The sequence below is a fragment of the Variovorax sp. HJSM1_2 genome (assembly GCF_049316285.1).
GTDB lineage: Bacteria > Pseudomonadota > Gammaproteobacteria > Burkholderiales > Burkholderiaceae_C > Rhodoferax_B.
In genome coordinates this window covers 61,487-85,776 of the sequence record NZ_JBMOXA010000021.1, presented here as the reverse complement: position 1 = coordinate 85,776, position 24,290 = coordinate 61,487, and the positions used below count along the sequence as shown (strand labels likewise).

Annotated in this window: 22 protein-coding genes; 9 read left to right on the top strand and 13 right to left on the bottom strand. The window is 63.2% G+C overall.

The annotated features are described in order from the left end of the window. The 4 genes from ACFQ95_RS19785 to ACFQ95_RS19770 all read right to left on the bottom strand — a co-directional run. The coding region (locus ACFQ95_RS19785) for a Na/Pi symporter (RefSeq protein WP_422833714.1) at positions 1-397 on the bottom strand (397 nt) is incomplete at its 3' end. A gap of 199 nt (positions 398-596) precedes the next feature. Further along, positions 597-1,112 (bottom strand): signal peptidase II, encoded by a 516-nt coding sequence (gene lspA / locus ACFQ95_RS19780; protein ID WP_422833712.1) that lies wholly within the window; start codon positions 1,110-1,112, stop codon positions 597-599. Positions 1,113-1,123: 11 nt separating this feature from the next. Then, on the bottom strand, positions 1,124-3,961 hold the full coding sequence (gene ileS / locus ACFQ95_RS19775) for an isoleucine--tRNA ligase (protein WP_422833710.1): 2,838 nt from the start codon (positions 3,959-3,961) through the stop codon (positions 1,124-1,126). Between the two features lie 140 nt (positions 3,962-4,101). After that, complete coding sequence (locus ACFQ95_RS19770) at positions 4,102-5,112, bottom strand: bifunctional riboflavin kinase/FAD synthetase (RefSeq protein WP_422833708.1); 1,011 nt, start codon at positions 5,110-5,112, stop codon at positions 4,102-4,104. Positions 5,113-5,285: 173 nt separating this feature from the next. Here ACFQ95_RS19770 and ACFQ95_RS19765 point away from each other — a divergent pair, with 173 nt between their 5' ends. Both ACFQ95_RS19765 and ACFQ95_RS19760 read left to right on the top strand, forming a co-directional pair. Next, entirely contained in the window at positions 5,286-5,843 is a 558-nt protein-coding gene (locus ACFQ95_RS19765) for an HNH endonuclease (RefSeq protein ID WP_422833706.1), read from the top strand. A 562-nt stretch (positions 5,844-6,405) separates the two neighbouring features. Then, on the top strand, positions 6,406-8,208 hold the full coding sequence (locus ACFQ95_RS19760; protein ID WP_422833704.1) for a pectate lyase: 1,803 nt from the start codon (positions 6,406-6,408) through the stop codon (positions 8,206-8,208). A 55-nt stretch (positions 8,209-8,263) separates the two neighbouring features. Here ACFQ95_RS19760 and ACFQ95_RS19755 read toward each other — a convergent pair whose 3' ends face one another. From ACFQ95_RS19755 to ACFQ95_RS19735, 5 genes are all read right to left on the bottom strand, one after another. Further along, positions 8,264-8,521: a helix-turn-helix domain-containing protein gene (locus tag ACFQ95_RS19755; RefSeq protein WP_422833702.1), complete on the bottom strand. Its 258-nt coding sequence runs from the start codon at positions 8,519-8,521 to the stop codon at positions 8,264-8,266. Between the two features lie 88 nt (positions 8,522-8,609). Beyond that, positions 8,610-10,115 (bottom strand): DASS family sodium-coupled anion symporter, encoded by a 1,506-nt coding sequence (locus ACFQ95_RS19750; protein WP_422833701.1) that lies wholly within the window; start codon positions 10,113-10,115, stop codon positions 8,610-8,612. A 136-nt stretch (positions 10,116-10,251) separates the two neighbouring features. Further along, entirely contained in the window at positions 10,252-11,367 is a 1,116-nt protein-coding gene (locus tag ACFQ95_RS19745; RefSeq protein WP_422833699.1) for an acyl-CoA dehydrogenase family protein, read from the bottom strand. 25 nt (positions 11,368-11,392) lie between these two features. Continuing rightward, entirely contained in the window at positions 11,393-12,574 is a 1,182-nt protein-coding gene (locus ACFQ95_RS19740; RefSeq protein ID WP_422833697.1) for an acyl-CoA dehydrogenase family protein, read from the bottom strand. 67 nt (positions 12,575-12,641) lie between these two features. Then, positions 12,642-13,286, bottom strand: a complete 645-nt coding sequence (locus tag ACFQ95_RS19735; protein ID WP_422833719.1) for a YceH family protein — start codon at positions 13,284-13,286, stop codon at positions 12,642-12,644. A gap of 76 nt (positions 13,287-13,362) precedes the next feature. On the opposite strand from ACFQ95_RS19735, the gene purN reads away from it, so the two are divergent. From purN to ACFQ95_RS19715, 4 genes are all read left to right on the top strand, one after another. Then, positions 13,363-13,959 carry a phosphoribosylglycinamide formyltransferase gene (purN, locus tag ACFQ95_RS19730; RefSeq protein ID WP_422833695.1) on the top strand — a complete coding sequence of 199 codons (597 nt, stop codon included), beginning with the start codon at positions 13,363-13,365 and terminating at the stop codon, positions 13,957-13,959. Positions 13,960-14,045: 86 nt separating this feature from the next. Next, the gene (locus ACFQ95_RS19725) at positions 14,046-14,450 is read left to right on the top strand and encodes a MarR family winged helix-turn-helix transcriptional regulator (RefSeq protein WP_422833693.1); all 405 of its coding nucleotides are present in this window, start codon (positions 14,046-14,048) and stop codon (positions 14,448-14,450) included. 18 nt (positions 14,451-14,468) lie between these two features. Then, positions 14,469-16,265: a chloride channel protein gene (locus ACFQ95_RS19720; RefSeq protein WP_422833692.1), complete on the top strand. Its 1,797-nt coding sequence runs from the start codon at positions 14,469-14,471 to the stop codon at positions 16,263-16,265. After that, positions 16,262-17,392 carry an HPP family protein gene (locus ACFQ95_RS19715; RefSeq protein WP_422833690.1) on the top strand — a complete coding sequence of 377 codons (1,131 nt, stop codon included), beginning with the start codon at positions 16,262-16,264 and terminating at the stop codon, positions 17,390-17,392. Before ACFQ95_RS19720 ends, ACFQ95_RS19715 begins: the two co-directional genes overlap by 4 nt. Before the next feature lie 3 nt (positions 17,393-17,395). Here the strand turns inward: ACFQ95_RS19715 and ACFQ95_RS19710 are convergent, their stop codons facing one another. Next, positions 17,396-18,406 carry a bile acid:sodium symporter family protein gene (locus tag ACFQ95_RS19710; RefSeq protein WP_422833688.1) on the bottom strand — a complete coding sequence of 337 codons (1,011 nt, stop codon included), beginning with the start codon at positions 18,404-18,406 and terminating at the stop codon, positions 17,396-17,398. 96 nt (positions 18,407-18,502) lie between these two features. Between ACFQ95_RS19710 and ACFQ95_RS19705 the strand changes: the two genes are divergently transcribed. After that, complete coding sequence (locus ACFQ95_RS19705) at positions 18,503-19,426, top strand: LysR family transcriptional regulator (RefSeq protein ID WP_422833717.1); 924 nt, start codon at positions 18,503-18,505, stop codon at positions 19,424-19,426. Between the two features lie 9 nt (positions 19,427-19,435). On the opposite strand, the gene ACFQ95_RS19700 is transcribed toward ACFQ95_RS19705, so the two are convergent. Together ACFQ95_RS19700 and ACFQ95_RS19695 are read right to left on the bottom strand one after the other, a co-directional pair. After that, positions 19,436-20,266: an NUDIX hydrolase gene (locus tag ACFQ95_RS19700; RefSeq protein WP_422833687.1), complete on the bottom strand. Its 831-nt coding sequence runs from the start codon at positions 20,264-20,266 to the stop codon at positions 19,436-19,438. Continuing rightward, positions 20,263-21,252 (bottom strand): quinone oxidoreductase family protein, encoded by a 990-nt coding sequence (locus ACFQ95_RS19695; protein ID WP_422833685.1) that lies wholly within the window; start codon positions 21,250-21,252, stop codon positions 20,263-20,265. Before ACFQ95_RS19695 ends, ACFQ95_RS19700 begins: the two co-directional genes overlap by 4 nt. 144 nt (positions 21,253-21,396) lie before the next feature. Here ACFQ95_RS19695 and ACFQ95_RS19690 point away from each other — a divergent pair, with 144 nt between their 5' ends. Next, positions 21,397-22,296: a DMT family transporter gene (locus ACFQ95_RS19690; protein WP_422833683.1), complete on the top strand. Its 900-nt coding sequence runs from the start codon at positions 21,397-21,399 to the stop codon at positions 22,294-22,296. A gap of 48 nt (positions 22,297-22,344) precedes the next feature. Here the strand turns inward: ACFQ95_RS19690 and ACFQ95_RS19685 are convergent, their stop codons facing one another. Continuing rightward, the gene (locus ACFQ95_RS19685; RefSeq protein ID WP_422833681.1) at positions 22,345-23,280 is read right to left on the bottom strand and encodes a LysR family transcriptional regulator; all 936 of its coding nucleotides are present in this window, start codon (positions 23,278-23,280) and stop codon (positions 22,345-22,347) included. A gap of 209 nt (positions 23,281-23,489) precedes the next feature. On the opposite strand from ACFQ95_RS19685, the gene ACFQ95_RS19680 reads away from it, so the two are divergent. Next, the gene (locus tag ACFQ95_RS19680; RefSeq protein ID WP_422833680.1) at positions 23,490-24,257 is read left to right on the top strand and encodes an SDR family oxidoreductase; all 768 of its coding nucleotides are present in this window, start codon (positions 23,490-23,492) and stop codon (positions 24,255-24,257) included. The last annotated feature ends 33 nt before the right edge of the window (positions 24,258-24,290 follow it).

The window sequence follows — 24,290 nt, the reverse complement described above, 5'->3', positions numbered from 1 at the left end:
CCCGGCCCACACGGCCAGCGGTCGTGTCCTGCCGCGCTAGGAACAGCACCACACCGACAAAGATGAACAGCGGCGAGAGCCAGGACAGATCAAACGAGAACAACACCGAGATGAGCGCCGTGCCGATGTCGGCGCCACGCATCACCGCCAGCGCAGCGGGCAGCGTGATCAGGCCTTGGCCAACGAAGGACGAGGTCATGAGCGAGGTGGCGGTGCTGGACTGCACCAGCGCCGTGACACCTATGCCCGACAGTGCTGCCGTGAAGGCGTTGCCGGTGCTGCGCGCCAGAATCTGCCTCAGGTTGGCCCCGAACACGCGCAACACACCGGTGCGCACTAGGTGGGTACCCCACACGAGCAGCGCAATGGCTGCCAGCAGATTCAACAAATGTTTCATGGACGGACGTGAGGCTCCTTTGTCGCAGCTTGTGGTTGAGGACTGCAAATCACATGCCATCAACGTCACAAAAACCGAGTCCGCAAGGATACTCCTGAATCGGGCCTTGTTGCAGACCGCCTTTTAGAGGCGAAGTCGGATGACAGAATGAAAATCGCCTGCACAAGGGCAGGCGATGACAACACCAGGCGAAGCCGTCCTACTTGCCGCGCTTCACGCGCCGCAGCTCATCGACGATCAGGCAGATGGCGCCAATGGTGATGCCTGCATCGGCCACGTTGAAGGCCGGGTAGTGCCAGCCACGCAGATGGAAGTCGAGAAAGTCGACCACATAACCGTGCTGCACACGGTCCACCACATTGCCAATGGCGCCACCCAGAATGCTGCCTAGCGCAAAACAGAACAGCTTCTGGCCCGGATGTGCGCGCAGCTGCCAGACGATGAACACGGCAGCGGCCAGGCCAATGCCGGTGAACATCCAACGCTGCCAGCCCGAGGCCTGCGCCAGGAACGAAAACGCCGCGCCAGTGTTGTGCGCCCGCACAATGTTGAAGAAGCTGGTGATGGGTGTGCTGTCACCCAGGTGGTAGTAGCCCAGGATCAACACCTTGGTGAACTGGTCCACCAGGAAGATGATCAGCGCCAGGCCCAACCAGGGCAGCATGCTGCCGGACGAGGACGACTTCACGAAGCTGGTGGTGGACTTCTTAGCCATTGTTTTCGCCATCAGGCCACCAGACGCTTTTCGCCGTCGCCAAACAGGTTGCTGCTGCAGCGGCCACAAAGGCTGGGGTGCGCGGCATCCGTGCCCACGTCGGCACGGTAGTGCCAGCAGCGTTCACACTTCACATCGGTACTGGCTTTCACGCTGACCTGGAATGTGTCACCAGCTACCAATTCAATAGCAGAGGTGATGAACACAAACTTCAGGTCATCGCCCAGGCTGGCGAGCAAGGCGTGGTCTTCGGGCGCGGCGGTGAGCACCACGTTGGCTTGCAAAGACGAACCCACCTGGCCATTGGCGCGCAGGGTTTCGATCTCTTTGTTGACCAGATCGCGGATCTCGCGGATGCGCTGCCATTTGGCGAGCAGGCCTTCGTCGGCGCCGGCCAAAGTGCCATAGGTTTCCAGGAAGATGGACTCGGAATCACCAAACAGCTTCCACGCCTCTTCCGCCGTGAACGACAGGAACGGCGCCATCCAGCGCAGCATGGCGTGGGTCACATGCCACAGCGCGGTTTGTGCACTGCGCCGTGCCAGGCTCTTGGGCGCGGTGGTGTAGAGGCGGTCTTTCAACACGTCGAGGTAGAAGCCGCCCAGGTCTTCCGAGCAATACAGCTGCAGCTTGGCGACCACGGGGTGGAACTCGTACACCTTGTAGTGCGCCAGCACTTCGGCCTGGAACTCGGCGGCGCGGGTCAACGCGTAGCGGTCGATCTCCAGCATCTGCTCGAACGGCACGGCGTCTTTCGCCGGGTCGAAATCGCTGACGTTGGCCAGCAGGAAGCGCAGCGTGTTGCGGATGCGGCGGTAGGCGTCGACCACGCGGGCGAGGATCTTCTCGTCGCCGGCGATGTCACCCGAGTAGTCGCTGGCAGCCACCCACAGGCGGATGATTTCGGCGCCCAGCTTCTTGTTGATCTCTTGCGGGTCTATGCCGTTGCCCATCGACTTGCTCATCTTGCGGCCTTGGCTGTCGACGGTGAAACCGTGCGTCAGCAAGCCACGGTAAGGCGCGCGGCCTTCCAGCGCGCTGGCCAACAGCAGCGAGCTGTGGAACCAGCCACGGTGTTGGTCATGGCCTTCAAGGTAGAGGTCGGCCTCGGGGCCGGTGTCGTGGTGCACGTTGGGGTGTGTGCCGCGCAGCACGTGGCTGAAGGTGGAGCCGGAGTCGAACCACACTTCCAGGATGTCGGTGCTCTTGGTGTAGCTCGGCGCATCGGCCGCGCCCAAGATTTCTTCGGTGGTGACACGGCTCCAGGCTTCGATGCCGCCCTTTTCCACGATGTCGGCCGCCTGGTCGAGGATTTCCATGGTGCGTGGGTGCAGCTCGCCCGAATCCTTGTGCAGGAAGAACGGGATGGGCACGCCCCAGCTGCGCTGGCGGCTGATACACCAGTCGGGCCGGTTGGCGATCATGTCGTGCAGGCGCGCCTTGCCGTTCTCGGGGTAGAAGCTGGTGTGCTCGATGGCTTCGAGCGCCGTTTGGCGCAGCGTCTTCGGCGCCTTGTTCTTGGTGAACACACCCTCGCCTTCGTCCATGCGCACAAACCACTGCGCAGCGGCACGGTAGATCACCGGCGTCTTGTGGCGCCAGCAATGCGGGTAGCTGTGGCTGATGTCCTTGGTGGCCATCAGGCGGCCGGCGTTGCGCAACGCCTCGATCACCACCGGCACGGCTTTCCAGATGTGTTGGCCACCAAACAGCGGGAAGTCGGCCGCGTAGGCGCCGTTGCCCTGCACCGGATTCAGGATGTCTTCGAGCGCCAAACCGTGGGCGCGGCAGGAGTTGAAATCCTCCAGGCCATAGGCGGGCGACGAGTGCACGATACCGGTGCCGTCGTCGGCCGTGGCATAGTCGGCCAGGTAGACCGGCGAGAGGCGGCGGTAGCCGGCATCCACGTCATACAAGGGGTGTTCAAACTCCAGGCCGCCGAGCTTTTCGCCCAGCGCCGTGGCCAGCACCTGGCCGCTGAGGCCGTAGCGTTGCAAGCAGTCTTCGACCAGCGATTCGGCCAGCACCAGCAAGCCCTTTTCGGTGTCGACCAGCGCGTAGCTCAGCGCCGGGTTCAGGTTCAGCGCTTGGTTGGCGGGGATGGTCCAGGCGGTGGTGGTCCAGATGACGACAAACGCGTCTTTGGCCAGCGACGGCACGCCAAACGCAGCCGCCAGCTTGGCCGGCTCGTGCGCCTTGAAGGCCACGTCAAGCGTGGTGCTCTTCTTGTCGGCGTATTCGATTTCAAACTCGGCCAGCGACGAGCCGCAGTCAAAACACCAGTACACCGGCTTCAGGCCGCGGTAGACAAAGCCTCGCTCGATCACCCCCTTGAACGCGCGGATTTCCCCCGCCTCGTTGGCGAAGTTCATGGTTTTGTAGGGGTTGTCCCATTCGCCCAAAACACCCAGGCGCTGGAAGTCGACCATCTGCTGGGCGATTTGCTCGGTGGCGTAAGCACGGCTCTTGGCCTGCATGTCGTCGCGGCTCAGGTTGCGGCCGTGTTTTTTCTCGATGGCGTTTTCGATCGGCAGGCCGTGGCAGTCCCAGCCGGGCACGTACAGCGCGTCAAAACCTTCGAGCTGGCGCGCCTTGGTGATCATGTCCTTCAGGATCTTGTTGACCGCGTGGCCCATGTGGATCTGGCCGTTGGCATAGGGTGGGCCGTCGTGCAGGATGAACTTGGGCTTGCCGCAGCGTGCATCGCGCAGCTTTTTGTAGATGCCTTTGTCGTCCCACTCCTTCACCCAGCCCGGCTCGCGCTTGGGCAGGTCGCCACGCATGGGGAATGGCGTGTCGGGCAGGTTCAGGGTGCTGCGGTAATCGGTCTTGCTGGCGGAATCGGTCATGGCGGGGCTCCGTGCGGGGCGCGTAAGAAACTTTGGAAGAGGCTTGCCGTGTGGCGGCAGACGGCGATGAGGGGTCAGGGAGAAACCCTGGCGACGCCAGCCAAGCCGACGCGGCAGGGTATACGACGCACGGTCGTCGTCTAAATTCGGTCGCGCGTGGTCTGGCGGCTGGTTTCGGCGTGCATGGTCACAAAGTACGCGCGTGCGTCGTCGCAGTCTTTGGCAATGCCTGTTTTCAAGGCGTCCAGACTGGCGTACTTCAACTCGTCATGCAGTTTGTGCAACAGTTCCACGCGAATGATTTTACCGTACGCCCCTTCCCGTCCCAGGCTGTCGGGCCATTCCAGGCAATAGGTTTCCAGCAGCACACGCCCGCCATTCACGTCGTTCGGGTCCAGCGAGGGGCGCACCCCCAGATTGGCCACACCCGGCAAGGGTTTGCCACCCAAGCCATGCACCAGCACCGCAAAGATGCCGTTGGCGGCCGGCTTCCAGTGCGCGAAGCGCAGGTTCAAAGTGGGCCAGCCCAACTCACGCCCCAGTTTGCGGCCGTGCACCACATGGCCGCTGATGCTGTAAGGCCGCCCAAGCAAGCTTGCCGCAGCCGCCATGTCGCCCTGCCCCAACGCGTCGCGCACGGCGGAACTGGACACACGCAGGCCGTGCACCTCGTAGCTGTTCATGCGCGCCACGTCAAAGCCGTGGCTGGTGCCGGCGGCATCGAGCATGGCGTAGTCGCCCGCGCGCTTGGCGCCAAAACGGAAGTCATCACCCACCAGCACATAACGTGCGCCCAGGCCCTGTTGCAACACGTCGCGAATAAAGGCCTCGGGGCTTTGGCTGGCCAGCCGGGCGTCAAACGGCAGCACAATGGTTTGGTCGACACCGCAGCGCGCCAGCTCGGTGAGTTTGTCACGCAGCGTGCCTATGCGTGCCGGCGCCAACTCGGGCTTGTGCAAGGCGGCGGCAAAGTAGTCGCGCGGATGCGGCTCGAAGGTGAGCACACAGCTGGGCACACCACGGTGCTGGGCTTCGTTCTTGAGCAGCGCCAGCATCGCCTGGTGGCCACGGTGCACACCGTCGAAATTGCCTATCGTCAAGGCGCAAGAAGGCGCAATGCCTGGGTAATGAAAGCCGCGAAAAACCTGCATGGCTGTTATATTTTTGATAGCGTGTTGCGCCCATGCACCGGGCGCCGTCAGCATGTAAGTCATGAAAACACTGTATATTGTGACGCAGTGGCGGTGAATCAACCGGTTGATCTCCACGCAATTACGTCAGCGTTCCAAGTCAGTGCCCATTCGACTTTGTCAGGAGGCGTGCTTTGAAGGTCTTGAAGTTATCAGCGCAAGGATTGCCACAGTCGTGGATATCGCTTGAAGAAGCGGTGACCCACTATGCGGCGGAGGACGTACGCTGGGAACTTGGCGCGCAGATTGCGGTGTTCCATGGCGGGCACAACGCCATCACCGGCCAGCAATCCATCATCACCGTCAGCAGCATCATAGGCACACGCGGCGTGCCCAGCATCAACCCATTTGAGCTGCGCCCCAGCCTCACCAATGCCAAGCTGTTTGTGCGCGACCGCAACGTCTGCGCCTACTGCGGCCAGCGCTTCCACGAAGAGGTGCTGACGCGCGAGCACATTAAACCGCTGGGCCAACGCGGGGCCGACCATTGGATGAACGTGGTCACGGCCTGCCGCGCCTGCAACCACCGCAAGAGCAACCGCACGCCCGAGCAGGCCAATATGCCGCTGCTCTACGCGCCCTACGTGCCCAGCCTGTGGGAAGACTTCATCCTGCGCAACCGGCGCATCCTCGCGGATCAGATGGACTTCCTGATGGCGCACGTGCCCAAGTCGTCCCGGCTCCTGGTTTAGCGCGCGGCGCTGCGTCACGGCCATCGCCTGGCCCAGCGCCGGGCGGCAGCACCCGCCGAGGGCAACACTCGCACTGCCGATACACCTCTGCCCCAAATTTCACGGCCTCACAGCCTGCAGGCGCTGCTGCGGGACGGCCACGTCAGCGCACTTGCGAGCCAACATTGCGCCGCGACAACCCTACACATCACCCGGTCATGCCTGACAAGACTGACAGGCAGGCGCGCTTTTGAACGTTCTGTGAGCGCGCTGATTTGTTCACGGTATCAAGCTGCTTTGCTGGCTTAGGTTCTCTCACGGCTACGCCCCACGGTTTCTGTGCATCAAAGGCCGGGATCGCCAGCACACGGCACCACGTCAGCCTCAAGATGTGAACGTTAACTCATAAGTCGTCCTACAACCAGTTACGAAAATGTGCTGACTACCAGGCAGTTACGCCGTTGACTCGCGCGTTGGCCGATCCCAATAATCCGGCCGCCGAAGAAGTATGACAACTGATGTCGTTTGACATTTGACAACTTCGGACCGATGCACTCGGACAACCAACCAACGAGGGAATTCCATGAAACGACGACAGTTTGCAATCTCGGCCCTGTCCCCCTTTGTGCTGGCCGCCTGTGGCGGCGGAGGTGACTCCTCGGGCCCTGCGCCGGACCTGAGCCCCAAAGGTGTCGCCACCAGCGCTTTGAAACGCGCCACGACCTACATGGACGAGGTGGTCTCCTACCGGGGCGGCTATGTGTGGTCGTACTCCCCCGACCTGACGCAGACCTTTGGCGAAATGGAAGCCAAACGCTCCATGCTGTGGCTGCAGCCACCGGGCACTTCGTCCATAGGCCACACCTATCTCGACGCCTACCATGCGACTGGCGACGAACGCTTCTACCAAGCCGCGGACCGCACCGCCCGGGCGGTCGCGGCCGCGCAGCACAGCTCCGGCGGATGGAACTACATCTACGACTTCAACGGCGAGGCCTCGCTGCAACAGTGGTACGACACGGTGGGCATGAACGGCTGGCGGCTGGAGGAGTTTCAGCATTACTACGGCAACGCCACATTTGACGACGCCACCACCGCGGTCGCGGCGCAATTGATGCTGCGCATGTACCTGGAGAAAAATGACACCGTCTACAAAAGCGCCACCGACAAGGTCATCAAGTTCATCACCGATGCACAGTTCGGCCCGCAGTTTGGTGTGGCCGATGGCGGCTGGCCGCAGCGCTTTCCGCACAACCCCAACGCCATCAGCGCCATGCCGCTGCCCAACCCGCAGCAATTGCCGACCGGTGCGCGCGCGGGTATGGAAGACAGCGACTACACGCTGCATGTGACCTTCAACGACGACGTGATGGGCGAGAACATCAAGTTCCTCACCATGTGTGTGATGGCGCTGGGCCGCACCAACCTCATCCCCAACATCACGCGTGCCATGGACTGCATGCAGCGCATGCAGTGGACTTCGGCCGTCACCCCCGTGCAATCGGGCTGGAGCCTGCAGCACTTGTCACGCGCCACCAACGGCCGCCCCGAAGGCGCCCCCGCCGGTGCCCGCTCCTACGAGCCGCGCTCGCTGGCCACACACACCACCCAAACCAACATCCAGCAGTTGTTTGGCTACTTCACGCTCACCGGTGACAAAAAATACCTGTCGCAACTGCAGAAGGCGATTGACTGGCTGAAATCGGCCGCCATCCAGCTCCCGGCCAACGTGGCCACGCTGAACCCCTTGCTGGCCGGCCGCAATGTGGCGACCTTCATCGAGCTCGACACCAATCAGCCGCTGTTCATCCACCGCTACGGCTCCAACATCCACAACGGCGCCTACTTCTTCGACAAGGACATCACCAACACCATCAGCCACTATTCGTCGGGCCGCTCGGTCGATACCGCGGCACTGCAGAAACGGCTGAACGAACTCAACGCCATGACGCAGGCGGAGATCGACGCCATGGTGGCCAAGTCACCGTTGCGCGCCACCGGCCTGCGCACACTGCCCAAGTACTTCACGGCGATACGGGAAGTGGACTTCCCGGACCTGTTCGAAGGCGCGGTGATGAAGACGCCGGTGGTGCCGCAATCGGAAGTGGACAGCATCATCGCCGCCTTGGTGGACGGCAAGTACTGGACCGCCCCGGTGCCGGAAATCGTCAACCCGTTTGCCGGCAACGGTCCGTCCACGCCCTACACCGGCACCGCCTACCGCAGCCGCCACGTGGGCGACATCTACGACACCTCGCCCTACCCGGCGGATGTGCCGCCCGACATCGCGCCTTATGTGAAGCGCGACAAGCCACAGTTCATCATCACCTCGAACTTCATCGCCCGCATGGGGCGACTGATTTCGTTCATCGGACCGGTGGTTTAAGGCAAGGCTGGGCACGAAGCGCCGCCGTGCCTGCCGCGCCAGGCGGCGCGGCGGCTCAGGACGAGGCTGGCAGTTGCAAGTGTGTGGAAATACCGTATTGCGCCAGCAGGCCCAGCACATGGCCTATCGCCACACCCGGCTCGCCAGCCTCGATACGGCCAATGGTCTGCACGTGGACACCCAGGCGGGCGGCTGCGGCGGCCTGCCCTTCTCCGGCGGCCAGACGGGCACTCTTGGCGGCAGCGCCCATGTCTTTGATGGCCTGGACCGCATCGCTGCCTATGTCTGGAGAAATTCGCTTGCCTTGGCTCATGTCTGGAGGTTTTCTACGCGTTGGTGGACAGCGGGCACACGGGACTGCGCCGCAGCCCGCATTGTGCGCGGAATGCCGCAACAGCCCTTCACCAATAGCCCAGTACCTTCCACCAGGCGCTGCCAATCAAGGCGAAAACCAGCAACTCCAGCACACACATCACCGCCCCTACACGCCACCAATTGCCCAGGGTGACAAAGCCGCTGCCGAAGATGATGGGCGATGTGCCGGTGGCATAGTGCGTCAGCGTCATCATGATGGCCGAGCCGGCGGCCATCATCAACATGAAGGGCACCAGGTATTCGGCTGGAATCAGGTTGGCACCCACGGTCAGAAAGGCCAACATCATCGCGCTGATGTGGGCCGTGGTGCTGGCAAACAGGTAGTGCGAGAAAACGAAGGCCAGCACCAGCACCGAAGCGATGGCCACCCAGCCCATGCCGCTGGCCACAATCGCGTCCTTCATGGCGTTGGAGAACCAGGCGATCACACCCAGCTTGTTCAGCTGCTCGGCCAGCATCACCAGCGCGCCAAACCACACCAGCGTGTCCCAGGCACTTTTCTCGGATAACACGTCGTCCCAATCTATGGTGCCGGTGATGATCAGAATGAACAAGCCGAGAAAGGCCACAACGGTGGGGTCGAGTGTCCAGGCGGGGCCGAGCACCATGGCCGGCACATTCGCCCACAACAGCAACATCAAGCCAAAGGTGCCCAGCATCACCTTTTCCTTGGGCGCCAATGGCCCCATGGCCGTCATCTGGGTGCGTGCGTAGACTACGGCATCGGGCGTGGCTTTTAGTTCCGGCGGCGACATGAGGTAGATCACCAAGGGCATCAGCAGCAGACAGATCAGGCCCGGCAGCAACATACACAAGGCCCATGTGGTCCAGGTCAGATGAAAGCCCTGGTTGGTGGCGCGCGCCACATAGTCCACCACCAGCGGATTCGGCGCCGTGGCAGTGATGAACATGGCGGACGTGATGGGATTGGCGTGGTAGTTCACCAGCGCCAGATACGTGCCCACCTTGCGTTCCGTACCCTTGGCCGGATCCGAATCGAAGGCATTGGCAATCGATTTCATGATGGGGTGCACGATGCCACCACCGCGCGCCGTGTTGCTTGGCGTGAAGGGCGCGAGCACCAGTTCGCAAATGGCCAGGCCATAGCCTATGCCCACGGTGCGCTTGCCCAGCAGCGAAATAAACATCAGGCCGATACGGTTGCCCAGGCCGGTTTTCTTCAAGCCCCGCGAGATCAGAATAGCCACCACGATCAGCCAGATCAGCGGGTTGGAAAAGCTGCTCAGCGCATCGGTAATGGCCCCTTTGGATGAGTTCGACGTGACCTCGGTCAGCGAGACGATGACGATGGCCATCATCGCCATCACGCCAATCGGCATCACTTTCAAGATGATGGCCACAATCGTGGTGAGAAAGATCGCCACCAAGTCCCAGGCCTCTGGCTTCAAGCCCTCGGGCGTGGGGATGAGGAGCAGGATCACCAGCACGGCTGTGGTGATCAACGCTGGAACCAAACGAAACGGCACCGCCTGTTTGAAGTAGCCGAACGTACGCTTGATGTCATTCAACATTGGCCATATCCTCCCATTTCAACCACCCGGGTTTGATGGATGCAGGCCAGACCGTGGACACTGGGCGCCCGGGTCTCACCGGCTCACAGGGGCCGAGAATAGCACCGGATCACGGCGTACAACGTGTTCTTATCATTCAGGAAAACACCCCCGCAGTTTCCTGCATGCGGTTCGACACCTCGCCCAGATGGTGCAAGGTGTCGCCAAATGTCATCTCCAGCTGGGTGAGCTTCTTGAAGTAGTGGCTGACGATGTATTCATCGGTCACACCAATACCACCGTGCAACTGCACCGCCTGCTGACCCACAAAACGCATGGACACACCCAACTGGTATTTGGCGCGAGCCAAAGCGCGGCGGCGTTCATCGCTGGGGGCGTTGAGCTTCAGCGCGGCGTAGTAGCTCATGGAACGCGCCAACTCCAGCTGCATCTTCATGTCGGCCAGGCGATGGCGCAGCGCCTGGAAGCTGCCTATGACCACGCCAAACTGCTTGCGCGTGTTGAGGTATTCGGCGGTGATGGCCAGGGTCTTGTCCATCACACCCACGGCCTCGGCGCAGACGCTGGCGATGCCAATGTCCACCGCGTGCTCCAGCGCAGCCAGGCCATCAAGCGTGACCAGCGTGGCCGGGCTGTTGACGAGTTGCACATCGGCCGCACGGCTGCCGTCCTGCGTGACGTAGCCGCGTGTTGTCACACCCGCCGCACCACGCTCCACCAGGAACAAGGCGATGCGCCCATCCCACTGCGCGGGCACCAGGAAAGCATCGGCCTGGTCGCCCGCTGGCACTATGTTTTTAGCAGCTGTCAGCGCATACCCACCGGGCGTAGAAGACGCTTTTGATGCACAGACATCGAGCTTGTAGCGCGCGCCGCGCTCCTGCTGCGCCAATACCACCAGCGCTTCACCCGAGGCGATTTTCGGCAACCAGGCGGCTTTGACCTCGGCGGGTGCCACACCGGCGATCACCGCGCTGGTGATCAGCGTCTGGCTCAGCGGCTCGAGCACCATGCCGCGCCCCAGCTCTTCCATCACCACCATGCCCTCTACCGGGCCCATGCCCAGGCCGCCATCGTCTTCAGGAATGTACAGGCCGGCCAGGCCCAGATCGGCCAGTTCGCCATAGGCCTCGCGCGCAAAGCCGCCCGCTTGCACCAGGCTTTTGCGGCGCTCGAAGGTGTAGGCCCGGTCTACCCATTTGCGCACCGCGTCGCGCAGTTGTTCCTGGTCGTCAGAGAAATCGAAGTCCATTGGTTTGCTCCGTTATTTTTTTGATTCAACCCAAGACCGTCTGGGCGACGATGTTGCGCTGCACTTCGTTGGAACCACCGTAGATGGTGGTCTTGCGGTAGTTGAAGTAGGTGGGCGCCAGCGGCGCCAGGCCTAGCTCGCCGCCGGGAAAGTCGCCCTGCCAGCCGGCTTCCATGGCCTCGAAGATGAACGGCAGGCTGTAGGGGCCGGCGGCCAGCATCATCAGCTCGGTATAACGCTGCTGGATCTCGCTGCCGCGGATCTTCAACAGGCCGGCCACGTCGAGCGAGTTTTTGCCCGACTTCTCGGCCGACAACACGCGCAGCACCATCATCTCCAGCGCCACCACGTCGACTTCGAGCTTGGCGATCTCGTCGCGGAAACGCAGGTCGTCCCACAGTCCTTCACTCTTGGCAATGCGTTTCAGGCGCTCGAGTTCGCGCTTGGCGCGGTTCACGTCGGCGATATTGGTGCGCTCGTGGCTCAGCAGATGTTTGGCGTAGGTCCAGCCCTTGTTTTCTTCGCCTATGAGGTTCTCGGCCGGCACTTCCACGTTGTCGAACCACACTTCGTTGACCTCGGCCTCGCCGTCCAGCAGCACGATGGGGCGCACACTCACGCCGGGCGATTTCATGTCGATCAACAAGAAGCTGATGCCGGTTTGCGGCTTGCCTTCGGTGCTGGTGCGCACCAGGCAGAAAATCCATTCGCCATACTGGCCTAGCGTGGTCCAGGTCTTTTGGCCGTTGACGATGTACTTGTTGCCCTGACGCTCGGCACGCGTTTTGACCGATGCCAAGTCAGAGCCCGAACCCGGCTCGCTGTAGCCCTGGCTCCACCACACATCACCACTGGCGATGCCGGGCAAAAAGCGCTGTTGCTGCTCGGCACTGCCAAACGCCATGATCACCGGCGCCACCATCACCGGGCCAAAAGGCACAACACGTGGCGCACCGGCCAGGGCGCACTCTTCTTCGAACAAGTGTTTTTGCACCGCGTTCCAGCCCGGCCCGCCAAACTGCTTGGGCCAGCCGTGGCCGAGCCAGCCCTTTTGACCCAGGATGCGCGCCCAGCGTTGGTGGTCGTCGCGGCTCAGGCGCAGGCCGTTTTGCACTTTGTGGGCGATGTCGGCCGGCAGGTGCGCGTGCACCCAGGTGCGGATTTCTTCCCGAAAAGCTTGTTCTTCGGGGGTGAAAGCGAGGTCCATGTTTTTGTCTCCGTTGTACCGTTACGGCGGTTCACTGGTTTTTAGCACCGGACCTCGCGCCCGGCTGTCAGGACGGAGACAAAGGTGACTCCGTCGTGCTTGTGGCGTTGGCGATGCCCAGCTCCGCACACAGTTTGTCCACCGTGGCGCGCAATTGCGCCACCTCGTTTTCCAGCACAACGACGCGGGCTTCCAACATCGAAGTGTTGGCACTGGGTGCCGCACCGCCGCCGCCTGCCGCCAAGGCCTCTACATCCACCGGACCGCACATCAAGTGCGCCCAACGCTGTTCACGTGCACCCGGCGCGCGCGGCAGCTTCACCACCAGCGGGCCGCCCTTTTCTTCCGAGCGTTCTTGCAGTTCTTCCAGAAAGCCATCGACCGAGGAGATATCGGCAAAGCGATACCAGCGCTCGGTGTTCAGCCGCAGCTCACCCGCCGTTTGCGGGCCGCGCAGCATCAGCATGCCGAGCAGAACAGCCGCTTGCTCGAACACGCCCACACCACGCTGAAAGTTGTGCTCGAAGCGCGCCACGCGGCTGCCGCTGGCGGGGCGCACCAGGTCACGCGTCTTCAATTCGTCCAGCGCGGTCAGGATTTCGGCCTCGCTCAAATTCATGATCGGATCGCGCGTGGTCTTCTGATTGCAGCCTATCACCAGGGTGTTGAGCGACAGCGGATAACTGTCGGGCACGGTGCGGGCTTTTTCCATCAGCGTGGCCAGCACGCGGGCTTCGACAGGGGTCAGGGGAGAGAAGGCGTTGGTCACGGAGATAATTCCCACAGGTATGAAAAACATCGTGATTTTGATCTCAGGCGGTGGCTCCAATATGGCAGCCATCGTAAAAGCGGCCCAAAACGAGGCTTGGGCCAGCCGTTATGGCGCCCAAATTGCAGCCGTCATCAGCAACAAAGCGGATGCCGAAGGGCTGGCGTACGCCCGCACGCAGGGCATTGCGACGGCCGTGGTCGACCATAAACAGTTCGCCCAGGCCGAAGACCCACGCGCCGCTTTTGACGCTGAACTGGCAAAGGTCATCGACAAGTTTGAGCCGCACCTGGTGGTGCTGGCCGGCTTCATGCGCATCTTGACCGAGGGTTTTGTGCTGCGCTACGCCGGGCGGTTGATCAACATCCACCCCTCGCTGCTGCCCGCGTTCGCCGGCCTGCGCACACACCAGCGCGCGATTGAAGCCGGCTGCAAAGTGGCCGGTGCCACGGTGCACCGCGTGACGCCCGAGCTGGACCACGGCCCCATTCTGGGCCAGGTGACGGTGCCGGTTTTGCCGGGTGACACCCCGGCCAGTTTGTCGGCCCGGGTGCTGTCGCAAGAGCACCTGCTCTACCCCCGCGTGGTGGCGGAGTTGCTGCGCGCAGGCATCTGACCGGGTAGGTCGGGCAGGCGCAGCGGCGCCTGCAAACAATATCACGGCGTGATATAAATACGGGCTTTGTCACCCCGGGCTTCGCCGTGCTCAAGAAAAAAGACTTCCAGGCCCTGGCCGAGTTTCGCTACCAGATGCGCAAGTTCGAGCGCTTCTCCGAACTGGCCGCCATGCAAGAGGGCATCAAGCCCCAGCAATACCTGCTGATGCTGCAGATCAAGGGTGCTGCCGACCGCGAATGGGCCACCGTGGGCGAGTTGGCCGAGCGTCTGCAAGTACTGCCACACGCTGCAGTGGCCCTGGTGTCGCGCTGCGAAGCGCTGGGCTTGGTGGAACGGCGCCAGGACGCGGTGGATAGACGCCAGGTGCAGGTCCACCTGTCGCCGTCCGGTGAAGAGCTGCTGCAGCGGCTGGCGTCCTTGCACCGGGCGGAACTCAAATCCCTGCAAGGGGTTTTCGAGGTGCCGAAGATCGACTTGCCAATGCCATAACACCAGGCAGGCCTCCACATGAAAAAATTTCCCCTCCGTTTCGCCGCCCAGCGCCCCGCCAAGCCCCGGGGCTCCGGCGACTTCAACATGGACGACCGGCTGTTACGCATCACCGCCATGGCCTGTGTCATCGGTGGCCTCAGCACCTTGGCCGCCGTGGTGCTGCTGGACTTGATCCGCTTTTTCACCAACCTCTTTTTCTTTCAAACGCTGTCGCTCGCAGAGCACTCACCGGCCACCCACAGCTTGGGCGCCTATGTGATCGCACTGCCGGTGATCGGCGGGCTCATCATTGGTGTGATGGCACGCTGGGGCTCGGACAAAATCCGCGGCCACGGCATTCCTGAAGCCATAGAGGCGATTCTGTTTGGCAAGAGCCAGATGTCGCCCAAGGTGGCGGTGTTGAAGCCGCTGTCGTCCGGCATCGTCATCGGCAGCGGCGGCCCGTTCGGCGCCGAGGGGCCCATCATCATGACCGGTGGCGCCATAGGCTCGCTGCTGGCACAACACTTCCACCTGAGCGCCGCAGAACGCAAGGCCTTGTTGGTCGCCGGGGCGACGGCGGGCATGACTGCGGTATTCGGTACCCCGGTGGCCGCCGTGCTGCTGGCGGTGGAACTGCTGCTGTTTGAACTGCGCCCGCGCAGCCTGCTGCCGGTGGCCATGGCCTGCGCCGTGGCCGGTTTTCTGCGGCCATTGGTGCTGGAGCCTGGCCCGCTGTTTCCAATGCAAACCGCAGCACCTGAAACCTTGACCTTGTTGTCATGTGCCCTGGCGGGCCTGGCCTGCGGCGCGCTGGCGGCGGGGCTGTCCAGCGCGCTCTACAAGGTGGAAGACCTTTTTGGCAAGCTGCCCATTCATTGGATGTGGTGGCCCGCCATTGGCGGCGTAGTGGTCGGTATTGGCGGCTGGCTGCAACCGCGCGCCTTGGGCGTGGGCTACGACGTGATTGGCGACCTGCTGCACAACCGCTTGGCCCTGGGTGTGGTGTGCGCGGTACTGGCCGTCAAGGCCATCATCTGGGTGGTGGCCTTGGGCTCGGGTACGTCGGGCGGGGTGCTGGCTCCCCTGCTGATGATGGGCGCCGGTTTGGGCGTGGTGCTGGGGCATGTGCTGCCCGGCCCGGACGCGGCGCTGTGGCCGCTGGTGTGTATGGCGGCCACCTTGTCAGGCACGCTGCGTGCGCCGCTGACCGCCACCGTCTTCGCACTTGGGCTCACGGGCGACATGAACGCCCTGCTGCCCCTGCTCACCGCCTCGGCCGTGGGTTATGGCTTCACCGTGCTGACCATGCGCCGCTCCATCATGACCGAGAAAATCGCCCGCCGCGGCCGGCACATCTACCAGGAACATGGCGTGGACCCGCTGGAGCGCGAGTTTGTCGGCGCCGTCATGAGCCAGCCCGTGCAGACGGTGGAAGCCTCGGCACCTATCTACGCCGTGCTGGCCAGCCACTTCGGCGCCGACCAGATGCACCGCGCCTATCCGGTGCAGCAACAAGGCGTTTTGCTGGGCATGGTCGACCGTGCGCTGTTGTTGGCCCATGCCGACACCATGGGCGACCAGCCCATCGCCGATCTGTTCCAGGGCGCACCGCCACAGGTGGCGCTGGCCAGCGAAACCTGCCGCAAGGTGGCCACACGTCTGGCGCGCCACGGGCTGGAACGGCTGCCGGTGGTGGCCGATGCCGGCTCCCTGCACATCGTGGGCATGATCTCGCGCAGCGACTTGATCAAGCCCAACCTGGCGCACTTCCATGAAGACGAGCAGCGCGAGCAAGTGCGCGCCCTGCCCTGGAAAGCCTCACGCACATGAAGACACACGACCTGCAGAACTTTCTGGCTTCGTTCTGGCCACGCCCGCTACTCGTCGACGGCCGTGAACGCTGGCGCAGTGTGGCGGGTGGGGCTTTTGGCATCATGCTGGTCGCCGCGCTGTGCCGCCATTGGGCGGGCGCTGCGCCTGCCACGCCTTGGCTGGTGGCCCCCATAGGCGCGAGTGCGGTGCTGGTGTTTGCCGTACCGGCAAGCCCGCTGGCCCAGCCCTGGTCGGTGGTCGGCGGCAACACCTTGTCGGCGCTGGTCGGCGCGCTCTGCGCCATGCTCATCCCCGACCCCGCATTCGCCGGCGCTGCGGCGGTGGCGCTGGCCATTGCCTTGATGTTCTGGCTGCGCTGCCTGCACCCGCCGGGCGGCGCGGCGGCATTGCTGTCGGCCCTGGGGGGTGTCAGCCTGTCATTTGTGTTGTTTCCGGTCTTGGTCAACTGCCTGTTGCTGGTGCTGGCCGGTGTGCTCTACAACCGTTTGACGGGTAGGCGCTATCCACACGCCCAAGCAACCCCCGCCACCCCAAGCAACACCGGTGGCCGCTTCACCACGGCCGACCTGGACACCGCGCTGCGGCACTACAACCAAGTGCTGGACATCAGCCGCGACGATCTCGAAGGTTTGTTGCACGAGGCCGAATCCGCCGCCTACCAGCGGCGTTTTGGCAATCTGCGCTGCGCCGACGTGATGACGCCGAATGTCACCGCCGTGCAGTTCGGTACCTCGCTGGACGAAGCCTGGGCGCTGATGCGCAGCCAGCGTATCAAGGCCCTGCCCATCATCGACCGCAGCCGGCGCATCGTGGGCATTGTCACCAGAGCAGACTTCATGCGCCTGGCCGGGCCCGAGCAACACGACGGCCTGGGTGCCCGACTCAAGGCCCTGGTACGGCCCAGCGGCACGCTTCATTCGGAGCGGCCGGAGGTGGTGGGCCAGATCATGACGCGCGAAGTGCGCGTGGCCAGCGCCGACCGGCGCGTCAGCGACCTGGTGCCGGTGTTCACCGAAGACGGGCACCACCATATTCCGGTGATAGACGCAGAACGCCGCCTGGTGGGCATGCTCACCCAGTCTGACTTCGTCAAGGCGCTTTACCGGGCGGCGCCCACCGAATAGCTTTTACGACGGCCGCGCTTCACCCGCTACAGCCGCGGCAGGCGCTTCTTCGCGCCGCTGCGCATAACGCTGCGCCAGCACCGCACACACCATCAACTGGATCTGATGGAACAGCATCAGCGGCAACACAATCGCGCCGACCGCATGCGAGGCAAACAACACCTTGGCCATAGGGATGCCGCTGGCCAGGCTCTTCTTGGAGCCGCAGAACACGATGGTGACTTCGTCTTCGGTCGAGAAGCCGAGCTTGCGGCTGGCATAACGCGTGACCCCCAAGGCCAAGGCCAGCAGCACACAACACACCACCACCAGGCCGAGCAGCGACACGGCCGGAATCTGCTGCCACAGCCCTTCCACCACGGCCGCACTGAAAGCGGTGAACACCACCAGCAAAATCGAGCCCTGGTCCACCAGCTTGACCAGCTTGGCCTGTTTCTTGACCCAGGCGGCGATGAAGGGGCGCGCCAGTTGGCCGAGCACAAACGGCAGCATCAACTGCAGCAGGATGCGGCCTATGGAACCCAAGGAAGGCCCCGCATCACCACCGTTTGAGGTGACCACCAGGCTCACCAGAATCGGCGTGACAAACACCCCGATCAAGGTCGACGCCGAAGCGCTGCAGACCGCGGCCGGAATATTGCCCCGCGCCATAGACGTGAACGCAATCGCCGACTGCACCGTGGCCGGCAGGCAGCACAGGAACAGAATCCCCAGATACAAATCAGGCGTGACCAAGGGCGCGAGCACCGGCTTCAAGAGCAGGCCCAGCACCGGGAACATGACAAAAGTGCTGGCCAGCACCAGCAGGTGCAAGCGCCAGTGGGTGGCGCCGGCCACCACCGCCTCGCGCGACAACTTGGCGCCGTGCAGGAAAAACAGCAGGCTGATGGCGGCCGTGGTGGCCCATTCAAAACCGTGGGCCACGCTGCCGCGCGCGGGCAAAAAGCTGGCCAGCGTGACGGTGACCACCAGTGCAAGGGTGAAGTTGTCGGGCAGAAAACGGGGACGGGACATGGCAGCAACCTCGGCAATTTAGTTATGCAGCGTATTGGACCTCGATCAGATTAAAAAATGAAATGTATTTATCTGATAGATTCATGATTAACCATGATGAATGTCACCTTGCGCCAGTTGCGCGTGTTCCAGGCCGTGGTGCAACACCGCAACTTCAGCCGTGCCGGCGACCAGATTGGCCTGACGCAACCGGCCATCAGCCGCTGCATACGCGAGCTGGAAGGCCAACTCGGCCTGCAGTTGCTGAACCGCACCACGCGCGAGGTCGAGCCCACCGAAGCCGGCCGCAACCTGGCGGGCAAGCTGGACCGCCTGCTGGATGAACTGGAACTATCGCTGCAAGATGTGCAAGGCATGGCGCAGGCGCGGCGCGGCAAGGTGCGCGTGGCCAGCAGCCCCACGCTGTCGGCCAACCTCATGCCGGCTTGTATTGCGCGCTGCGCCGAGCAGCACCCGGAGATTCAACTGGTGCTGCTAGACCGCGTGCAGCAAGACGTGCTGAGCAGCGTGCGTTCAGGCGAGGTGGACTTTGGTGTGGTGATAGACCCGTCAGCCCCTGACGACCTGCATTGCCAGCCCATCTTGCGCGAGCCGTTCTGCCTGGTGACACGCCGCGACCACGCCCTGGCGCAGCGCAAAAACGTGGCCTGGCGCGCGCTGGCGGGCGAAAACCTGGTGTTGCTGGACCACGCTTCTGGCAGTCGGCGCCTGATCGACAAGGCCCTGGCCGAACAACAGGCCGAGGTCAGCGTGGTGCAGGAGCTGGGCCACCCCACCACTGTCTTCCGCATGGTGGAGGCCGGCATTGGCATCACCGTGTTGCCGGCCCTGGCCCTCACGCCCGCCGAGTTGCAAGGCCATGCGCTCACCGTCATCCGGCTGACACCGCGCGTGGAACGCCGCATCATGCTGGTGCATCGCAAACACCGGGCGCTGGCACCGCTGGTGGCGCTGGTGTGGCATTTGGTCGCCGAAGTCGCGGGGCAGATGCATGGCGACAAACCACTGCCCAACGCCTAAGGTTTGCCCTTAAACCTGCGCCATCTCGAAGTACGCCGCCTGTATCAACGCCGCCTCGCTGGTGAACTCGCCGCGCAGCATTTTTTGCCACAGCGTGTCGCGCTCCATCAGCACAAACTGCTCAACCTCGCCGTCCTGGTTCTGCGGCGTGAGGTGCTCGGGGATGGTCGCCACAAACCAGGCTATGTGCTCGACCACATAGCCCGCCCCAGCGCAGTCGCTGGTGGGCCGGCGGATCGTCAGGCGACCACCGGGACGCACGTCGGTCAGTTGCTCGACGTGTAAGCCGGCCTCTTCCCAGGTTTCGCGCACAAGGGCCGTGTCTACGCTGTCGGCGGCCGAGACCATGCCGCCCATCAGCGTGTCCCACAGCCCGGGGTCGTTGGGTTTGTTGAAGGCACGCTGCTGCACCCAGTGGCGGCCATCAGGGGCAATGCCCAGCAAATGCACGGCTTGGGTGGTGATGCCCAGGCCGCGCACCACGGCGCGCTCCACCGTGGCAATACGTTGGCCATGGGCGTCGGGCACGGCCAGTTGTTCGTTGCGCCAGGCGTGGGCCAGGCCGGCCTCGCGCAAAACATTCGCCAGATACGCGAGTGTTGCCATGGGTTCGCCTGCCAGGCGCCAGCCAGCCACGCCATCGCGCTCTTCATTCAGAAGCAGCTCACGCAGATCCACCATGCCTGAGAGGCATATTTTGGCAATGAACTCTGGCTCCACCGAGCCGATCTGCGCCGCGCCCGCCCATAGCGGCAGGCGCACGCGCAACGGCGGCTGCTCGGCACTGCTGCGCAGCCTGGCGAGCCAGGCCGCCACCTCGGCATCAGCGAACCCACTCACAGCGTGAGGATGGTGCAGCCGGTGGTCTTGCGTGCTTCCAGGTCGCGGTGCGCCTGCTGCACTTCCGCCAGCGGGTAACGCTGGTCGATGTGTATCTTCACCTGGCCGCTTTCCACCACGGCAAACAGTTCGTCGGCCATGGCCTGTGTGCTTTCGCGTGTGGCCATGTGGGTGAACAGCGTGGCCCGCGTGAGGTAAAGGCATTTGGGGGCAAGAATCACGGGTGCCACCGGCGGCACCACACCCGAGGCATTGCCAAACGAGGCCATCAAACCAAACGGGCGCAGGCATTCGAGCGACTTCTCGAAGGTGTCTTTGCCCACCGAGTCGTAGACCACTTTCACACCCTGGCCGCCGGTGATGTCTTTCACACGCGCGGCAAAGTCTTCGGTGTTGTAGTTGATCACGTGGGCCGCGCCGTTCTCTTTGGCGAGCGCACATTTCGCATCCGAGCCTGCCGTGCCTATGAGTTGCAGGCCCAGCGCACGCGCCCACTGGCTGGCAATCAAACCCACACCACCGGCGGCGGCGTGGAACAACACAAAGTCACCGGCTTGCAGGCCGCCTTGCGGCAGGGTTTTCTTCAACAGGTATTGCGCCGTCAGCCCCTTGAGCATCATGGCCGCGCCGGTTTCAAACGAGATCGCATCGGGCAGCTTGCAGACGGTGCGCGCCGGCATCACACGCAGCTCGCTATAGCTGCCGGGCGGCTGGCTGGCGTAGGCGGCGCGGTCCCCCACGCGCAGATGGCTCACGCCCTCACCCACGGCCTCGACCACGCCCGAGGCCTCCATGCCCAGGTTCAGCGGCATGGGCATCTTGTAGACACCGGCGCGTTGGTACACGTCGATGAAGTTCAGGCCTATGGCCTTGTGGCGGATGCGGATCTCGCCCGGGCCCGGGTCGCCCACGCTGACCGTGACCAACTTCAGTTGCTCGGGGCCGCCGTGTTCTTGGATCTGTACTGCCTGGCTGGTCGCGCTCATGTGTGTCTCCAGAAATGGGTAAAAAATAAAGGACTGCCTGAATCCTGCCATGAATGCGCCGCGCTTGCAGAGACTGTCCTTTTCAAGGCGGCCGCAATGTCCCTCTGGGCACTGCGCCACCGCGCCGCTGGTACATTCGCGCGCATGCAACAAAGACTGACTCCCGGTACCGTGCTGCTGCTCGTGATACCGCCTCTTCTCTGGGCCGGCAATGCGGTGGTGGGCCGCCTGGTCCACACGCTGATTCCGCCATTCACTTTCAATTTTTTGCGTTGGGTGCTGGCCCTGCTGATCCTGCTGCCCATGGCCGGCTGGGCGCTGCGCCGCGATGCCGGCGTATGGCAACACTGGCGCCGCTACAGCCTGCTGGGGCTGCTGGGCGTGGGCCTGTACAACACCCTGCAGTACCTGGCGCTTCAGACCTCCAGTCCGATCAACGTCACCCTGGTCGCCGCCAGCATGCCGATGTGGATGCTGGCCGTGGGCGCGCTGTTTTTTGGCGTGGCTGTGACGGGGCGGCAAATCCTCGGCGCACTGTTCTCCACCGCAGGGGTGCTGGTCGTGCTGAGTCGCGGGCAGTGGGCCGAATTGCTGGCCCTGCGCCTGGTCCCCGGCGACCTGTTCATGCTGCTGGCCACCATCTCATGGTCGTTCTACAGCTGGTTGCTCACCCGCACCAAGGAGCCCAAGGCCGTGCGCCAAGACTGGGCCGCGTTTTTGCTGGCGCAAGTGGTGTTTGGCCTGGCTTGGTCCAGCGTAATGACCGCCGGTGAATGGGCCATTACCTCGCCCCACATGGGCTGGGGCTGGCCACTGGCGCTGGCGCTGTTGTTTGTGGCCGTGGGGCCAGCGGTGTTGGCCTATGGTTGCTGGGGCGCCGGCCTGCAGCGTGTGGGACCGGCCACGGCGGGCTTCTTCTCCAACCTCACACCGCTGTTCGCCGCGCTGATGTCGGCCGCGTTTCTGGGTGAAGCACCACACCTGTTCCATGGCGTGGCGTTCTTGCTGATTGTCGGCGGCATTGTGGTGTCTTCCCGGCGCTGAGCCCAAGCCAATCCTGTTGGCAGCCTTGCAGCATGCCGGGCACCCCACTCACTTCGCCTTGGCTTTTGGCCTTGCAGTGTTAGCTGCTGCCTCCCAATACGGCGGCTGGCCAAACGCGGCCTTCAGGTGTTCGGCCAGTGCACGCAGCTTGGCCGACACCTTGCGGCCATCCGGGTGCGCCATGTAGATCAACTCGGGTGGCACCTTGCGCCCCACGTCGACCACTTGCAAGCTACCCGCGGCAATCTCCGGCCCGGCGATGAAGCTGGGCAGCAGCGCCAGGCCCAAGCCCGCCAGGCAGGCTTGCTTCATGATGTCGCCGTTGTTGGCCCTCAGCACGGCCTTGGGCCTGACGAAGTCCTGCCCCTTGGCATCCAGAAAAGCCCAGTCGGTTACACCGCGGTTGGAGTAGTAGATCGCCTTGTGCGCGGCCAACTGGTTTAGCGCGCGTGGTGTTCCGTGTTGCCGCAAATAGGCCTTTGAAGCCACCACATAACGCTGGCTTGGCGCCAGCGGCCAGGCCACCAGGCGCGAGTCTTCGACCACGCCATGGCGCACCACCGCATCAAAGCCTTCAGCCGCAGCATCGACACGTTTGTCGTCGAGTTCCAGTGTCAGCGAAATGCCCGGATGTTGAGCCAGAAACGGACACAGTGCCGGCCCCAGATGCATGCGCCCGAAGGTCACCGGCGCCGACAGGCGCATGGGACCGACCAGGGTGCCGCGCCGCTCCGCCAATTCGGCCGCAGCCTCGTGCACCTCTTGCATGATGCGCTGCGCGCGCTCCAGAAAAGCCGCGCCATCTTCGGTGAGGTTGAGCTTGCGTGTGGTGCGATGGAACAGCGCCGCACCCAGGCTCTTTTCCAGATCGGACAAACGTTCGCTCACCACCGATTTGGAGACATGCAAGCGCCGCGCTGCCGCGCTCATGGAACCCGCCTCCTTGATGGCGACAAAACTCGAAATGCCTTCCAGCTTCAGCATGCAGCACTCCTTTTGGGCTGGTGTGGTGTCCTGTCACTCGCTCCCAACACGTTCAAGGGATTTGAACAGGCGCCATTTTGCGGGCGTTTTCGCTGGATTGTTCGACTTATCCGAACATTAGTTTCGCCTTGCGCTGGCTTCTAAAGATGGCGTCAAGTCTGCAAACTTCGCTCCATCCACAACCGCTCTCAACACTTTAGGAGTTTCACATGAGCCACCGTCTCTCAGGCAAAGTAGCCCTCATCACCGGAGCCAGTTCAGGCATTGGCTACGCCACCGCCTTGTTGTTTGCCGCCGAAGGCGCCAAGCTGGTCGTCGGCGCCCGCCGCGCCGCCGAACTGGACAAGCTGGTCACGGACATCACCAGCGCCGGCGGCACGGCCGTGGCGCTGGCCGGCGACGTGCGCGACGAAAACTACAACAAGGCTTTGGTCGACCTCGCCGTGGCACGTTTTGGCCGTCTCGACATCGCCTTCAACAACGCCGGCACGCTGGGCGAGTCGGGTGCATCGACCGGTGTATCCGAACAAGGCTGGAAAGACACCTTGGACATCAACCTCACCGGCGCCTTCCTCGGCGCCAAGCACCAGATCGCGCAGATGACGCAGAACGGTGGCGGCTCGGTCATTTTCACGTCGACCTTTGTCGGCTACAGCGCCGCATTCCCTGGCGTGGCGGCGTATGCCGCCAGCAAGTCCGGCCTGATTGGCTTGACCCAGGCGCTGGCCGCCGAATACGGCCCGCAAAACGTACGTGTGAATGCCATCCTGCCCGGAGCCGTCGACACCGACATGTACCGCGACATGAACAACACGCCCGAAGCGCAGAGCTTCGTGACCAATCTGCACGCCTTGAAGCGTGTGGGGAAGCCCAAAGAACTCGCACGCTCGGTGCTGTACCTCGCGTCCGACGATGCGTCCTTTGTCTCGGGCACGGCCTCGCTGGTCGATGGCGGCCTGTCCATCACCCGGACCTGATCTCTTAGAGCCAGATTCTTCAACCCCAGGAGC

What these genes read in the sequence shown, in the direction of transcription:
- ACFQ95_RS19760 (WP_422833704.1), top strand. Translation starts at nt 6,406, where the DNA reads ATGAAACGACGACAGTTTGCAATCTCGGCCCTGTCCCCCTTTGTGCTG.
- ACFQ95_RS19695 (WP_422833685.1), bottom strand. Translation starts at nt 21,252, where the DNA reads ATGAGCGCGACCAGCCAGGCAGTACAGATCCAAGAACACGGCGGCCCC.
- ACFQ95_RS19715 (WP_422833690.1), top strand. Translation starts at nt 16,262, where the DNA reads ATGAAGACACACGACCTGCAGAACTTTCTGGCTTCGTTCTGGCCACGC.
- ACFQ95_RS19710 (WP_422833688.1), bottom strand. Translation starts at nt 18,406, where the DNA reads ATGTCCCGTCCCCGTTTTCTGCCCGACAACTTCACCCTTGCACTGGTG.
- ileS (WP_422833710.1), bottom strand. Translation starts at nt 3,961, where the DNA reads ATGACCGATTCCGCCAGCAAGACCGATTACCGCAGCACCCTGAACCTG.
- ACFQ95_RS19740 (WP_422833697.1), bottom strand. Translation starts at nt 12,574, where the DNA reads ATGGACCTCGCTTTCACCCCCGAAGAACAAGCTTTTCGGGAAGAAATC.
- lspA (WP_422833712.1), bottom strand. Translation starts at nt 1,112, where the DNA reads ATGGCTAAGAAGTCCACCACCAGCTTCGTGAAGTCGTCCTCGTCCGGC.
- ACFQ95_RS19750 (WP_422833701.1), bottom strand. Translation starts at nt 10,115, where the DNA reads ATGTTGAATGACATCAAGCGTACGTTCGGCTACTTCAAACAGGCGGTG.
- ACFQ95_RS19720 (WP_422833692.1), top strand. Translation starts at nt 14,469, where the DNA reads ATGAAAAAATTTCCCCTCCGTTTCGCCGCCCAGCGCCCCGCCAAGCCC.
- ACFQ95_RS19770 (WP_422833708.1), bottom strand. Translation starts at nt 5,112, where the DNA reads ATGCAGGTTTTTCGCGGCTTTCATTACCCAGGCATTGCGCCTTCTTGC.
- ACFQ95_RS19690 (WP_422833683.1), top strand. Translation starts at nt 21,397, where the DNA reads ATGCAACAAAGACTGACTCCCGGTACCGTGCTGCTGCTCGTGATACCG.
- purN (WP_422833695.1), top strand. Translation starts at nt 13,363, where the DNA reads ATGAAAAACATCGTGATTTTGATCTCAGGCGGTGGCTCCAATATGGCA.
- ACFQ95_RS19755 (WP_422833702.1), bottom strand. Translation starts at nt 8,521, where the DNA reads ATGAGCCAAGGCAAGCGAATTTCTCCAGACATAGGCAGCGATGCGGTC.
- ACFQ95_RS19705 (WP_422833717.1), top strand. Translation starts at nt 18,503, where the DNA reads ATGAATGTCACCTTGCGCCAGTTGCGCGTGTTCCAGGCCGTGGTGCAA.
- ACFQ95_RS19680 (WP_422833680.1), top strand. Translation starts at nt 23,490, where the DNA reads ATGAGCCACCGTCTCTCAGGCAAAGTAGCCCTCATCACCGGAGCCAGT.
- ACFQ95_RS19735 (WP_422833719.1), bottom strand. Translation starts at nt 13,286, where the DNA reads ATGGAAAAAGCCCGCACCGTGCCCGACAGTTATCCGCTGTCGCTCAAC.
- ACFQ95_RS19685 (WP_422833681.1), bottom strand. Translation starts at nt 23,280, where the DNA reads ATGCTGAAGCTGGAAGGCATTTCGAGTTTTGTCGCCATCAAGGAGGCG.
- ACFQ95_RS19745 (WP_422833699.1), bottom strand. Translation starts at nt 11,367, where the DNA reads ATGGACTTCGATTTCTCTGACGACCAGGAACAACTGCGCGACGCGGTG.